At 63.9% G+C, this 13,917-nt stretch carries 13 protein-coding genes and 1 pseudogene; 5 read left to right on the top strand and 9 right to left on the bottom strand.

What is annotated here, in order from left to right:
* The 4 genes from QZT63_RS03020 to QZT63_RS03005 form a co-directional block, all read right to left on the bottom strand.
* The coding region (locus QZT63_RS03020; RefSeq protein ID WP_290648457.1) for a hypothetical protein at positions 1-466 on the bottom strand (466 nt) is incomplete at its 3' end.
* Between the two features lie 2 nt (positions 467-468).
* On the bottom strand, positions 469-933 hold the full coding sequence (locus QZT63_RS03015; RefSeq protein ID WP_290648455.1) for a PaaI family thioesterase: 465 nt from the start codon (positions 931-933) through the stop codon (positions 469-471).
* A gap of 15 nt (positions 934-948) precedes the next feature.
* The gene (locus QZT63_RS03010; protein ID WP_290648454.1) at positions 949-2,532 is read right to left on the bottom strand and encodes a class I adenylate-forming enzyme family protein; all 1,584 of its coding nucleotides are present in this window, start codon (positions 2,530-2,532) and stop codon (positions 949-951) included.
* Positions 2,533-2,580: 48 nt separating this feature from the next.
* Complete coding sequence (locus tag QZT63_RS03005; protein ID WP_290648452.1) at positions 2,581-3,735, bottom strand: acyl-CoA dehydrogenase family protein; 1,155 nt, start codon at positions 3,733-3,735, stop codon at positions 2,581-2,583.
* 270 nt (positions 3,736-4,005) lie between these two features.
* Here QZT63_RS03005 and QZT63_RS03000 point away from each other — a divergent pair, with 270 nt between their 5' ends.
* The 3 genes from QZT63_RS03000 (at position 4,006) to QZT63_RS02990 (ending at position 8,278) form a co-directional block, all read left to right on the top strand.
* Positions 4,006-5,214 carry a 3-oxoadipyl-CoA thiolase gene (locus QZT63_RS03000; protein WP_290648450.1) on the top strand — a complete coding sequence of 403 codons (1,209 nt, stop codon included), beginning with the start codon at positions 4,006-4,008 and terminating at the stop codon, positions 5,212-5,214.
* Positions 5,215-5,356: 142 nt separating this feature from the next.
* On the top strand, positions 5,357-6,535 hold the full coding sequence (locus QZT63_RS02995) for an acyl-CoA dehydrogenase (protein ID WP_290648447.1): 1,179 nt from the start codon (positions 5,357-5,359) through the stop codon (positions 6,533-6,535).
* 99 nt (positions 6,536-6,634) lie between these two features.
* Entirely contained in the window at positions 6,635-8,278 is a 1,644-nt protein-coding gene (locus tag QZT63_RS02990; RefSeq protein WP_366635725.1) for an electron transfer flavoprotein-ubiquinone oxidoreductase, read from the top strand.
* Between the two features lie 29 nt (positions 8,279-8,307).
* On the opposite strand, the gene QZT63_RS02985 is transcribed toward QZT63_RS02990, so the two are convergent.
* Positions 8,308-8,865 carry a hypothetical protein gene (locus QZT63_RS02985; RefSeq protein ID WP_290648443.1) on the bottom strand — a complete coding sequence of 186 codons (558 nt, stop codon included), beginning with the start codon at positions 8,863-8,865 and terminating at the stop codon, positions 8,308-8,310.
* A gap of 15 nt (positions 8,866-8,880) precedes the next feature.
* Positions 8,881-10,092 carry an argininosuccinate synthase gene (locus tag QZT63_RS02980; RefSeq protein WP_290648441.1) on the bottom strand — a complete coding sequence of 404 codons (1,212 nt, stop codon included), beginning with the start codon at positions 10,090-10,092 and terminating at the stop codon, positions 8,881-8,883.
* A 171-nt stretch (positions 10,093-10,263) separates the two neighbouring features.
* Between QZT63_RS02980 and QZT63_RS02975 the strand changes: the two genes are divergently transcribed.
* Positions 10,264-11,367 (top strand): Zn-dependent alcohol dehydrogenase, encoded by a 1,104-nt coding sequence (locus QZT63_RS02975; protein WP_290648439.1) that lies wholly within the window; start codon positions 10,264-10,266, stop codon positions 11,365-11,367.
* A gap of 110 nt (positions 11,368-11,477) precedes the next feature.
* On the opposite strand, the gene QZT63_RS02970 is transcribed toward QZT63_RS02975, so the two are convergent.
* Positions 11,478-11,933, bottom strand: a complete 456-nt coding sequence (locus QZT63_RS02970; RefSeq protein ID WP_290648437.1) for a thioesterase family protein — start codon at positions 11,931-11,933, stop codon at positions 11,478-11,480.
* 50 nt (positions 11,934-11,983) lie between these two features.
* Between QZT63_RS02970 and QZT63_RS02965 the strand changes: the two genes are divergently transcribed.
* Positions 11,984-12,505 (top strand): gamma carbonic anhydrase family protein, encoded by a 522-nt coding sequence (locus QZT63_RS02965; protein ID WP_290648435.1) that lies wholly within the window; start codon positions 11,984-11,986, stop codon positions 12,503-12,505.
* A gap of 9 nt (positions 12,506-12,514) precedes the next feature.
* On the opposite strand, the gene QZT63_RS02960 is transcribed toward QZT63_RS02965, so the two are convergent.
* Entirely contained in the window at positions 12,515-12,910 is a 396-nt protein-coding gene (locus QZT63_RS02960; RefSeq protein ID WP_290648433.1) for a type IV pilin protein, read from the bottom strand.
* 70 nt (positions 12,911-12,980) lie between these two features.
* Positions 12,981-13,917: pseudogene (locus QZT63_RS02955) on the bottom strand (hypothetical protein); the annotation flags it as partial.

Genomic DNA, 13,917 nt, shown 5'->3' with positions numbered 1-13,917 from the left:
CCAGGGTATTGGCCTTGCGGACCATCACGCCCAGCAGGCTGATGACGCCCATATTGAGCACAACGCCAATGAGATAGGCACCGAAACTCAAAGTCGCATAACGCTTGGCCGGTGGTTGGTTGATCAGCACGGCGCCGCAGCGGCGCACCAGCGGCGAGCTCTCCGCGGCCTCGCGCAGGAACGACAGGCAGGCGAGAAAGGTGGCGAAATAGATGGTGCGCTCCAGGGCGAGCCACAACGCCTCCCCGGGCGATGCCATGAACCATGGCAGGCCAAACACTGCCAGGGCGGCGACGCCCAGCAGCACGTGCGCGACCCGGGGAAGCAGCGACCACTGCCCGATCAGGTAGACAAGCAGGGCGAGTTGGGCCATGACGGCCAGGGGTGCCCAGCCACTCAGCTGATAGGCGATGGTGCCAAGCAATACCACCGCCATCCAAAGGCCGGAACGTATCAGCGCTGGCATGCTCAGCGTGCGCCGCTGGCGGTGCCCTCGCTGCCTGCCGCTGCCATAGTCTGGGAACGGAGCCGGAAGGTGCCCTCGCCCAGGGCGATGAGTTGGCCGTCGGGGCCGAAGACTTCCCCAGTGGCAGCGTAAATGCGCCGCCCGCCGGCACGGCGGCGACCCACGGCGCGGATGGTGCCCTCACTGACCTGACCAGTAAAACTCACGGTCAGGGACAGTGTAATGGAGCCGCGCTGCTCGGCCGGGTCCGATACGTAGCAACCGGCGAACCCACACACGGCATCCAGAAGCGTCGAGAGCACACCGCCATGGAGCACGCCGCTGCGGTTGAGGTGCTTCGGCGCCACCTCCAGCTCGAGGACCGCCAGGTCCTCTTCCCACTGCGTGAGGCGATGGCCGATCAGGCCATGGAAACCCGCCGACGTCTCATCGGCGAACTCACCCGCGTTGTGCGGCTCATTACCCAAATCCGACCCCTCCGTTCATGCCTGACCGGCCCGAATCATTTCGTTGAGCTTGCCCTTGAGGATCTTGCCCGTGGGCGTCGCCGGCAGGTGCTCCATGATCACGACTTCCGAGGGCCGCTTGTACGGCGCCAAGCGCTCGGCGGCAAAGGCACGGATGTCTTCGGCGGTGGCTTCGCTGCCCGGCGCGAGCTGGACATAGGCCACCACTTCCTCGTTGCCCACGACGGACCGTCCCACGACGGCGGAGAGGGTGACGTCCGGGTGCGCGGTGAGCACCGCTTCCACGTCCGGCGGGTAGACATTGAATCCGGAACGAATAATGAGTTCCTTGCTCCGGCCGACGATGTGCAGATTGCCCTTGGCGTCGATCTGCGCCATGTCACCGGTGTTCAGCCAGCCGTTGCTGTCGATGACCTCCGCGGTGGCCTCCGGTTGGCGGTAGTAGCCCTTCATCACGGTGGGGCCACGCACCCACAGCTCGCCGATCTCGCCCTCGCCCACGGGGTTGCCGTCGCTGCCCTGCAGCCGGTATTCGAGCAACGGCAGCACCGGCCCGCAGGAGGTCGTGTCCAGTTCTCCGTCGAGCCGCGTCTGGGAGATCGTCGGTGCCGCCTCGGTGAGCCCGTAACCGTTATGGAGCTTCAGGCCGAACGCGCTTTCCACCCGTTCCTTGACGCTCGGATCGAGCGGCGCACCCCCCACGGACATGTAGCGGAGCTGCGGCGCTTCGAGGGCCAAATCCTTGGTCTTGAGGTATTCCAGCAGCCGCTGAAACATGGCCGGTACACCCTGGAGGACGGTGACACCGTCCTCGGCGAGGGCCTTGGCAAGACTGGCTGGATCGAAGCGCGCGCTCAGTTGCAGTGTCGCGCCGGCGTAGAGTGTGCCCAGGAACATGCTGGATAGCCCGAACACATGGGAGATGGGCAGCACACCGTAGACCCGGTCCCCCTGCTGGAGCCCGCGCAGCCCGCCGGAGATCGCTGCAACGGCCAGCATATTCCTGTGGGTGAGCATCACGCCCTTGGGCGTGCCAGTGGTGCCGGAGGTATAGATCAGCGTGGCCACCTGTTCGGCCCCATCCGTGGCGACCGGCTCAGGAGCCGATTCGCGCATCGGGCTCAAGGCGATCTCCCCGAGCCGCTGGGAATCGATCCGCTCGGCGCCGTACTGATCGGCCAGGGGGCCGGCCGCATCCGGCGACCCGCCGGTGGTAAAGACCAGGCGCCGCGGCTTGCAGCTGTCGGCGATGATTTCGATTTCCTTCGGCGAAATCCTGGCACTGACCACGGCGCACCAGACATCCATCTCGCTGGCGGCGAGGATCATTGCGACCAGCGCGCGGCAGTTCTCGTTTAACACCATAATGCGATCACCGGGGCCCACGCGCGCATCGGCCAGGCGCTGCTGGGCCTCCTCGACGGCTGCTGCCAGGTCGGCATAGTTCCAGGTGACGTCACCGTCGACCACGGCGAGGGCCTCGGGCGTCTCCCGTGCCCAGGCCAGGGGTTGGTGGCTGATGCGCTGCGGCAGTGCCGCCAGGATTTCGCTGGCCCAGCGGCCGCGGATCTGTTCATCAGGCATCTGTGCTTGGGTCATGGGCTGTATCCGCTTGCTGTGCGTGCTGTAGTTGTGCGCCGCATGGTGTTACTCCGTCAGCTCCTTCGCCATATTCCGTGCGATGACAATCTGCTGGATCTGGCTCGTGCCTTCGTACAGGCGGAACAGCCGCACGTCGCGGTAGAAGCGCTCCACGGGGTACTCGGAGATATACCCGGCACCGCCGTGGATCTGCACGGCCCGATCGGCGACACGACCCACCATTTCGGCACAGAAGAGCTTGCAGCAGGATGCCTCGGTGCTCACGCGCTCGTCATTGTCCTTCTTACGGGCAGCTTCCAGCACCATGCAGCGTCCGGCGAAAGTCTCGGCCTTGCTGTCCGCGAGCATGGCCTGGATCAGCTGGTGTTCCACCAAATGCTTGCCGAACTGCTTGCGCTCGGTGGCGAAACGCATGGCCTCGTCGATGAGCCGTTCGGCGACCCCCACGCACACGGCCGATATGTGCAGGCGGCCGCGGTCGAGCACTTTCATGGCGGTCTTGAACCCCTGCCCTTCCTTCCCACCGATGAGCGCATCGGCGGGGACACGGGCGTCCTCGAAGATGACGTCGCAGGTATGCGAGCCGCTTTGACCCATTTTCTTGTCCGGCTTGCCCAGGGAAATCCCCGGAGTGTCGGCGTCTACCAGGAAGGCGGAGACTCCGGCGGCGCCCTTCACGCTGGGGTCGGTGCGGGCCATCAGCGTGAACACACTCGCGTAAGGGGCGTTGGTGATGTAGCGTTTGGTGCCGTTGACGACGTACACGTCGCCGTCGCGGACGGCGCTCGTCTTCACAGCGCCGGCGTCGGAGCCCACATCCGGTTCGGTCAAGGCGAAGGAGCCGATAATCTCGCCGGTGGCCATGCGCGGCAGGTAGCGTTCCTTCTGCTCATCCGTGCCGTCCATGATGATCCCCTGGGAACCGATACCATTGTTGGTACCCATGATGGAACGAAAGGCCGGCGAGGTGTGCCCGAGTTCCAGCGCCACCAGCACCTCTTCTTCCATGGTCAGCCCCAGTCCACCGTGCTCCTCCGGGATCGACAGGCCGAACAGGCCCAGCTCCTTCATCTCGTCGACGATCTCCTGGGGGATGCGGTCGTTCTCCGCCACCTCCTGTTCCCGGGGTACGAGGCGCTCGCGCACGAATCGGCCGACTGTGTCGAGGAGCGAGTTCAACGTCTCCTGGTCTCTGATCATGGATCTGCCCTCATTGATAACGAACTAGGTAGGAGTCGTTCCACCCGTGATGCCTGGCGCCCGAGACGCACTGAGCGCCTGGGTCGGGCACGTGCGCCACCCGTTGCCGGAAGCGCTGGACCGTCAGGCCCCGACTACACTTATAGAACGTGAAACGCGAGTTGCATTGAAATCTGGCACGAACTATTCTCTCGGTCAAGTTTTCGAAACACGATTTCGCATTGCAAAACAAGCTAATACAACCTTGTGAGTGAGGTCAGGAGGAGCATCATGCTCGACGCCTATGTGTACGACGGAATCCGCACGCCCATCGGCCGCCATGCCGGCGGTTTGGCGCCCGTGCGCCCGGATGATCTTCTGGCGCTCTGCATCCGCCACGTGGTGGAGCGAAATCGTTTCGACCCGACCAGTATCGAAGACGTCGTGGTGGGCTGCACGAACCAGGCCGGTGAGGACGCGCGCAACATCGCCCGCCACGCCGGCCTGCTTGCCGGGCTCCCCGTCGACGTGGCCGGCCAGACGGTCAATCGTCTGTGCGGCTCGGGGCTGGCGGCCTCCCTGGATGCAGCTCGCGCCGCCAATGCCGGCGAGGGGCAGCTGTTCGTAGCCGGTGGCTCGGAGAGCATGAGCCGGGCTCCGTTCGTCATCGCCAAGGCGGAAAGCGCCTACAGCCGCGACATCAGGGTGTTCGACTCCACCATTGGTGCGCGCTTCCCGAACCCAAAGGTCCTCAAGCAATACGGCGGCGACACCATGCCGGAGACAGCGGATAACGTGGCGGCTGATCTGAAGATCTCCCGTGAGCGGGCCGACGCTTTCGCTGCGTGGTCTCAGGCAAAGTATGCACGCGCGAAAGAGGCCGGGTTCTACGAGGGTGAGCTGTTGCCAGTGGAAGTGCCCACAGGGCGCAAGACACCGCCGGTGACGGTCGCCGAAGACGAGCATCCGCGTGCGGGCAGCACGGCGGAAAAACTCGCCAAGTTGCCGTCCCTGTTCGAGGGGGGGGTAACCACGGCCGGCAACGCCTCGGGCATTAATGACGGCGCCGCCGCTTTGCTCATCGGTAACCGAGCTGCCGGCGAACACGCCGGGGTGAGACCCCGGGCGCGCATTCTCTCCGGCGCCGTCGCGGGTGTTGAGCCACGCACGATGGGGCTCGGCCCGGTGCCCTCCTCGCGCAAGGCGCTCGAGCGTGCGAACGTCAGCCTGGACGAGCTGGATGTCATCGAGCTCAACGAGGCGTTCGCAAGCCAGGTCCTCGGCTGCACACACCACCTCGGACTTGCGGACGATGATCCGCGGATTAACCCCAATGGCGGCGCCATCGCCATCGGCCACCCGCTGGGCTGCTCCGGCGCGCGCATACTGCTCACCGCCATCCGCCAGCTCGAGGCTGTACAGGGGCGCTATGCACTGGTCACCATGTGTATCGGTGTGGGCCAGGGGATCGCCGCCGTCGTAGAACGCGTTGAGGGGTGAGCGACGAGCGCCTCTCAGTGCATGACACCGTGGGCTCATGCACCTTGATACGTGAGAGGTAAACGACTCGGGAGATACTTGCGCCCCATAAATGACACAGCCCGGCCATCTGACCAACGAACACCGACCCAGGAGGTCCTGAATGACAAGCCAATTCCACTGGAACGATCCGCTCCTGCTCGAAGGCCAGCTCAGCGACGAGGAGCGCATGGTGCGGGATTCCGCCCACAATTACTGCCAGGCGCAGCTATTCCCGCGCGTGCTCGAGGCCAACCGCCACGAGCACTTCGAGCGTGAGATCATGACCGAGATGGGCGAATTGGGTTTTCTCGGCCCCACCATTCCCGAGGAGTACGGCGGCGCCGCCGTCAACCATGTGAGCTACGGCCTCATTGCCCGAGAGGTCGAGCGCGTGGACTCCGGCTACCGCTCGGCCATGAGCGTGCAGTCCTCGCTGGTGATGTACCCCATATATGCCTACGGCAGCGAAGAGCAGCGGAAGAAGTATCTGCCAAAGCTTGCCACCGGCGAGTGGATCGGCTGCTTCGGCCTCACCGAACCGGACGCCGGCTCGGACCCGGGCGGCATGAAGACCCGTGCCGAAAAGGTGGACGGCGGCTATCGCGTCTCCGGCTCCAAGACCTGGATCACCAACTCCCCCATTGCCGAGGTGTTCGTGGTCTGGGCAAAGCTCGACGGCAGGGTCCGCGGGTTCATCTTGGAGAAGGGTATGGCCGGGCTTGAAGCACCCAAGCTCGAGGGCAAGTTCTCCCTGCGCGCGTCGATCACCGGCCAAATCGCCATGAACGAGGTATTCGTCCCGGAGGAGAACCTGCTGCCCAACGTCCAAGGCCTGGCGGGTCCGTTCGGCTGCCTGAACAAGGCCCGCTACGGCATCAGCTGGGGTGCCATGGGCGCCGCGGAGTTCTGCTGGCACCAGGCGCGGCAATACACCCTGGATCGCAAGCAGTTCGGCCGGCCCCTGGCGGCCACACAGCTCATCCAGAAGAAGCTCGCCGACATGCAGACGGAGATCACCATCGGACTGCAGGGTTCATTGCAGCTCGGGCGCCTGATGGATGCCGACAACTGGGCACCGGAGATGATTTCGCTGATGAAGCGAAACAACTGCGGCAAAGCCTTGGACATTGCTCGCGTGGCGCGCGATATGCACGGTGGCAATGGCATCGCCGATGAGTACCATGTCATCCGTCACGTCATGAATCTGGAGGCGGTCAATACCTACGAGGGCACCCACGATGTGCACGCCCTCATTCTGGGCCGGGCACTCACCGGCATCCAGGCCTTCAGCAGCGAATAACACAACGCCCGCACACCGGGTCTCGTGGCACGACCGGGCCGCCTTAAGGCGGCCCCGGCCACGTCAGCAGGAGGTTACACAATGGCAGAGAATGAGGCTGTGGAACGCGAACGCATGGAATTCGACGTGCTCATCGTCGGCGCCGGGCCGTCCGGGCTGTCGGCAGCGATTCGGCTGCGCCAATTGGCCGAAGAGGCGGGCCGGGATGACTTCGCCGTGTGCGTCGTGGAGAAGGGCTCGGAAGTGGGAGCGCACATCCTCTCGGGTGCGGTCATCGAACCGCGGGCCCTCAACGAGCTGATCCCCGACTGGAAGGACAAGGGGGCGCCACTCCATACCCCCGCCGGCGATGACAGCTTCCTGCTCCTCACCGAGAAGAAGTCCTACAAGCTGCCGACGCCACCACAGATGCACAACCACGGCAACTACATCGTCAGCCTTGGTAACGTCTGCCGCTGGTTGGCCGAGCAGGCCGAGGGGGCTGGCGCTGAGATCTACCCCGGCTTCGCCGCCGCCGAGGTGCTTTACCACGACGATGGCTCAGTCAAGGGCATCGCAACGGGCGACATGGGCATCCAGAAAGACGGCACCCCCGGCCCCAATCACGAACCCGGGGTGGAGCTCCACGGGAAGCAGACGCTGTTCGCGGAAGGCTGCCGCGGCTCCGCCACCAAGGAGGTAATCGCCCGGTTCGAGCTGGGCAAGAATTCCGACCCGCAGACTTACGGCATCGGCATCAAGGAACTCTGGGAGATCGCCCCGGAGAAGCACGAACAGGGCAAGGTTGTGCATTCCGTGGGCTGGCCTGTGGATAGCAAGACCTACGGCGGTGCTTGGATGTATCACCTGGAGGACAACCAGGTCTCCATTGGCTACGTCGTCGGCCTCGATTACAAAAACCCCTACCTCTCGCCCTTCGACGAGATGCAGCGCCTGAAGACCCATCCTGCGTTCAAGCAGTATCTCGAGGGCGGCCGGCGCATCTCCTATGGCGCGCGGGCGCTGGTGGAAGGCGGCTTCCAGTCCCTGCCGAAGGTGCACTTCCCCGGGGGTGTACTCATCGGTGATTGCGCCGGCTTTCTGAACGTGCCCAAGATCAAGGGCACCCACAACGCCATGAAATCCGGCATGGTCGCCGCCGAGGCCGTATTCCAGGCGCTCTCGGAGAAGGACGAGTCCGGGCTTGAGGTGACCGGTTACCTCGACCGTCTCAAGGAGTCCTGGATCTGGGACGAGCTCTACCGGGTGCGCAACATCCGCCCGGCCATGGCCAAATGGGGCCTGTGGGGCGGTATGGCCTACTCCGCCATCGACACCTATGTATTGCGGGGCAAAGCGCCCTGGACGTTCAACAACCACGCCGACCACGAGCAGATTCGGCCGAAGACGGACTTCCGGCCCATCGACTACTTGAAGCCGGACGGCAAGCTGACCTTCGATAAGCTCTCGTCGGTGTTCATCTCCAACACCAACCACGAAGAAGATCAGCCTTCCCACCTGACCCTGAAGGATGAGCGTGTCCCGATAGAGATTAACCTCGAAAAGTACGATGCGCCGGAGCAGCGGTATTGCCCCGCCGCAGTGTACGAGATTGTCCGGGATGATGACGGCTCCAATCCGCGCTTGCAGATCAACGCGCAAAACTGCGTGCACTGCAAGACCTGCGACATCAAGGACCCGACCCAGAACATCCATTGGGTGGTGCCCCAAGGCGGTGACGGGCCGAACTATCCGAATATGTGACCGGGGGGGTGCGGTGCCCGGGCACGCTGTCATTGCGCGATCTCAGCCCCCCGGCGCACGGCGTCGCGGGCGATGCGCTGATCCTTCGCACGCGCCTGCTGGGCGACGCTGCGAAGCAGGGCCTGATCCGTCATGCGTGCCACCGCATACCGCCGCATGCGCGTAATGGGGTCATTGAGCGCGACCTCCATCAACACGCGATCGCTGTCGATACGTTCCACCGCGGCGCGGCGAAGCACCTCCTCCCGCGCGCTGCGGGCGACGTACGCGAGTACGGCCGCGTCCGGGCAGGCCTCCACCGCGCGCTGGCGCGTCTCGAGCGACAGGCTGGCATCCCCGCCGACCAGCAGCGCCCGGTAACGGGCATCGGCGCGCTCGCGCTCGTCCCGGTCGCGGGCGTGCATCCGCAGGCGCTGCAGACGCCCCAAATCCTCGCACTGACTGGGGGCATCTTCTTGACGCCCGGGGGGCTGCGACGCAAAACGGTCTCTTAGGGCCCGAAACATGATGACCTTCATCCATTGCAGTTCAATGCCAACGCGCCCTGCATCCTGTTGCCGCAGGCTTGCCGTACGCGCTCTGTTCACCCGACGTTGCGCGCCTCAGGAGCGATTGCGCGCCTGCAGCTTCAGGCGCAGCGCGTTCAACTTGATGAAGCCCTCGGCGTCCTTTTGATCATAGGCGCCGGCGTCATCCTCAAAAGTGGCGATGCGCTCGTCAAAGAGACTGTTGGTGTCGGACTTGCGCCCCACAACAGACACGCCGCCCTTGTAGAGTTTCAGCCGCACGACGCCGTTGACCACCTGCTGGGTATGGTCGATCGCCGCCTGCAGGGCTTCGCGTTCCGGGCTGAACCAGTAGCCGTTGTAGATGAGCTTCGCGTAGCGCGGCATGAGCTCATCCTTGAGATGCGCCGCCTCCCGATCCAGCGTAATGGACTCGATACCCCGGTGCGCCTTGAGCAAAATGGTACCACCCGGGGTCTCGTAGCAGCCGCGGGACTTCATGCCCACGTAACGGTTCTCGACGATGTCCAGCCGGCCGATGCCGTGGGCGCAGCCAAGCGCATTGAGCCTGGAGAGGATCTGCGCCGGGCTCATGGGTTCCCCGTCGATCGCCGTGCAGTCGCCCCGCTCAAAGCTCAGCTCCACGGACTGCGCCGTGTCGGGTGCGTGCTCCGGCGCCACGGACCAGCGCCACATGGACTCCTCGGCCTCCACCCAGGGATCCTCCAACACGCCGCCCTCGTAGGAGATATGCAGCAGGTTGGCGTCCATGGAGTACGGCGAGCCGCCCTCCTTCTTACCCTCGATGGGAATCCCCCTCGCCTCGGCGTATGCCAGCAGCTTCTCGCGGGAGAGCAGATCCCACTCCCGCCAGGGGGCGATCACCTTGATACCCGGTTCAAGGCTGTAATAGCCAAGTTCGAATCGCACCTGATCATTGCCCTTGCCGGTCGCCCCATGGGAGACGGCATCGGCCCCCGTCTCCCGCGCGATCTCCACCTGGCGTTTGGCGATCAGGGGGCGCGCGATGGAGGTTCCAAGCAGGTACTCGCCCTCGTAGATGGCATTCGCCCGGAACATGGGAAAGACGAAATCCCGCGCAAACTCCTCGCGCAGATCGTCGATGTAAATCTCCTTGACCCCGAACGCTTTCGCCTTCTCCCGGGCCGGCTCCAGCTCCTCGCCCTGTCCCAGATCGGCGGTGAACGTCACCACTTCGCAGTTGTAGGTCTCCTTCAGCCACGCCAGAATCACCGAAGTATCCAGCCCGCCAGAGTAGGCGAGCACTACTTTATTGACCTTGCTCATGGAGCGCTCCCAAAGAATTCCGGTGCATCGCGACACGAATGGCAACGTCGGTCCGACCCCGACGATGCCGCAATGATCGGGGCTGGCGCCGGCAAGTGCAAGCCGCCGCACGCTGCTTCTGGCCGCGGCGTCTTCACACCCTCACAATGATACAAAGTGGAGAAATGAATCATGCCCCAGACTGCCCGCGCTGCCGTATGCCGCGACTGGAACCAGCCCGTCGGCGTCGAGGACATCCAGGTTGAGGCGCCGCGCCGCAACGAAGTGATGATCCGCATACATGCCTGCGGTGTATGCCACAGCGACCTCTCCGCGGCAACTGGCGTCATTCCTTTCCCGCCGCCCCTGGTCCTCGGCCACGAAGGCGCCGGTAAAATCGTCGAGGTGGGTGAAGGTGTGACCGAGTTCAGCATCGGCGATCGCGTGATCACCTCGTTCGTCAGCATGTGCGGCACCTGTCGCTACTGCAACGCCGGCCGCCCGGTGCTGTGCGAGACCGTCAACACCGCGCTGACCACGCTGCCCGACGGCACGGTCCGCACCCGGGACGCCGACGGCACCACCCTCAGCGTTTTCTCAGGCTGCGGTGTCATGGCTGAGTACGCCACTTTGCACGTCAACAATGTCGTGCCCGTCACCGACGACGTCCCCCTGGATCGCGCCGCCTTGGTCGGCTGTGCGGTGATGACCGGCGTCGGCGCCGTCTTCAACACGGCGCGGATGGAGCCCGGCAGTATTGCCGTGGTCTTCGGCGCCGGAGGTGTGGGCCTGAACGCTATACAGGGTTGCCGCATCGCCGGTGCCCGGCAGATCGTGGCCGTGGACATGTCCGAGCAGAAACTGGAGACGGCGAAGCACTTCGGTGCCACCGACGTTGTGCTCGCCGACGACAAGGCGGCCAAAGCCGTCCGCAAACTCACCGGCGGCGGCGCGGATTACGCGTTCGAATGCGTGGGCCGGGGCAAGGTCGCCGAACAGGCCTACGCCTCTGTGGGCAAAGGCGGCACCGTGATCGTGGTGGGCGTCGCCCCGCGCGAGGACATGACCAGCATCCGTACCCTGTCCCTGCCCGCCGAGGAACGCGGCATCCGCGGCAGCTGGTTCGGCTCGGCACGCCCGCGCTACGACTTCCCGCGCCTGTTCGGGCTCTACGCCAGCGGCGCTCTCATGCTCGACGAACTGGTCACCCAGACCTACACCATCGATCAGGCCGCCCAGGCCTTCGCCGATATGGAAGCCGGGCGCAATGCGCGCGGGGTGATTACGTTCGCGTGACACGAGCTGTTGTGCGCCTTCGGCGCCGGTCGTTTAACGGTGGATTACGGCTGCGCCTAATCCGCGGTTCGGCGGCGGGTCAACGGCGCCCATGCAACGCAGGACGCCGCTTATACCCCCTCCGGCCGAATCCGCTCGAACGCGGCGACGGCGTCTTTGAACGCCTGTGGCACGGCCTTGCTGGTCTTGCTCGCCACGTCCGCATGGACATACACCAGACGGGCCGTCAGGAGATGCTCGTCACCGCGGTGAATCTCACTGATCCACTCCACACTGGTCCGGCCGAAGCGGGCGATGCGGGCACCGATGTCGATGAGATCGTCGAATTCCGCCGAGGCGTGGTAATCGAGCTCCGTGCGCACCATGAAGAAATCCCCGCCGCCGACGGGCAGCGTGTCCCCCGCCACATCCATCTTGCCCCCATCCTCCTGCAGGGCACGGAAATACTCGGTCACCCCAATATCGATATAGGTGAGGTAATGGGCATTAAATACCACGCCCTGCATGTCCGCCTCACCCCAGCGGACGCGTTCGGTGTGCAACAAGCGGAAGTCATCTCGTGCCATGATGCGGTCCCATAGGCTGACTGAATGATTGAACCAATCTGGGAGGCACCATGCTCTACCAACTGGAAGACCGCAAGGTAACGCGACGGGGTGAGTGCTTTATCGCCGGCAACGCCACCGTCATCGGCGACGTGGACATCGGCCACAACGTGAGCATCTGGTTCAACGCCGTGGTCCGCGGGGACACCGACCGCATCATCATCGGCGACAACAGCAACATCCAGGATGCGAGCGTGCTGCACACGGATCCCGGCATCGTGCTGGAGATCGGCCGCAACGTCACCGTCGGCCACAAAGCCATGCTCCACGGCTGCACCATCGGCGATAACAGTCTCATCGGCATCAATGCCGTGGTGCTCAATCACGCGCGCATCGGCAAGAACTGCCTGATCGGCGCCAACGCATTGATCCCCGAGGGCAAGGAGATCCCGGACGGGTCGGTGGTCATGGGCTCGCCCGGCAAGGTGGTGAAAGAGCTCACCGAGCAACAAATGGAGGCGCTTGCCCACGGGGCCGCCCATTACGTGGAGAACGGGCGAGTTTACCGCGAGCACCTCCAGCCCATGGAGTAGCCCGGCGGGCTACCAGCAGTTGTCGTCGGCGGCCGTACGCTGATTGCCCTGGTCAATGGTCATGGTGCCGCACCGGTCGCTCGTCTGCGCGCCGACGGGGGTTGCTTGCAGCGTGAAGCTGCTTCGCTCCGGGTCGATCAATTCCAGCTCGTAGTGCGCTGTGCCGTTTTTTGGCGTTTGATCAAACGGCAAGGTCAGGTTCTCGTAGGTGTTATTGAGCGTATACCGCCGCTCCATGAACTGCGCGAGCTCCATTAGATCGGCCTGCGCCTGCGCCCGGCGGCTATCCTGCACATGCTTCTGGTAGGAGGGATAGGCGATCATGGCGATAATGCCCACAATGGCCACCACGATCATGACTTCGATCAGGGTAAAGCCGGTGGGTCGACCTGTCTTTATGCTCATGCGTGTTTCTCTGTCCACTCACCTTATTGAAAGTCACGGGGCCGGAATCACCCGTTCCGGCCCCGTCATTTCACTCAGGAACGATGTCAATCCATGATCGCCGCCCGAGCTGGTAGTTCGGCCCAGCCGCTGGCAGCAGATCCAGTTCGACATCCGTGACATCAGCAGGGGTGCCATCCAGGTCGACGTCCTGGGACCCGTCGAACAGGCCTTGATCGATATCGAGCAGATCCGGGTTGAACTGCTCAGTTTGTGAGTAGCTGCGCAGGCGATGGTAATCCTGAAGAGACAGATCGCCATGTACTCCCCAACTGCCAACCTTGGGGTTTTCTGCAAACAACTCGGCCAGTCCTTTAAGGGCTCGCTGGACACCGTCTTCGTTGCCGGCGGCAGCCGCGTCGGCCAAATCGCTTAGCAGGCCGGCGTACTGGTTCTGGAGCTCCTCGTTGTTCCTGAGCTCGCTCACCAGGCCATCGTACTGACCGGGGTTCAGGCCGCCGGCTTCCTGGGTGAGCAGGGCATTATAAGCCTGACCGCCATAACACTTAATGCCCTGACCTGCTTGCTGGAATATCTGCATGTCGCCCCAGTTCCAGAAGATGCTGGATTCGTACAGCAGTCCGTTGTGTTCGCCTTTCGGCTCGATCTTGATGGCGCTGCCGTCGCGCTGGAAACCCTTGGCGAATATGCCGCCATTGCCGGTGTCTCCACCGCCCCGAGCGGTGGGCAGCTCATCCGTTTGCAGCGTGTAATCGGCGGAACTGTTGTTGACGGCGAGGAGCTGCATGGTCAACGCCCCGTTGCGCCAGCGATAACCGCGGCCCTCATTGTTGGGTGTAATGTGGTTGACTTCGTCCAGGTTTTCATCCCCCTCCAATGAATGTGAGTCATTGACACAACCCGGCAGCGTTCCCTGGAGCACCCCATCCTTGCCAACCCGGTCGGTCACCGTGATGCGCAACGTGGGTTCCCGCTCCTCGGAGTCACAAACGCCGCCCTTGTCGTTT

It is taken from the genome of Aquisalimonas sp. (assembly GCF_007120195.1).
Classification (GTDB): Bacteria; Pseudomonadota; Gammaproteobacteria; order Nitrococcales; family Aquisalimonadaceae; genus Aquisalimonas.
Note: the sequence above shows the minus strand (reverse complement) of the source record. Positions and strands in the feature narration are given on the sequence as shown.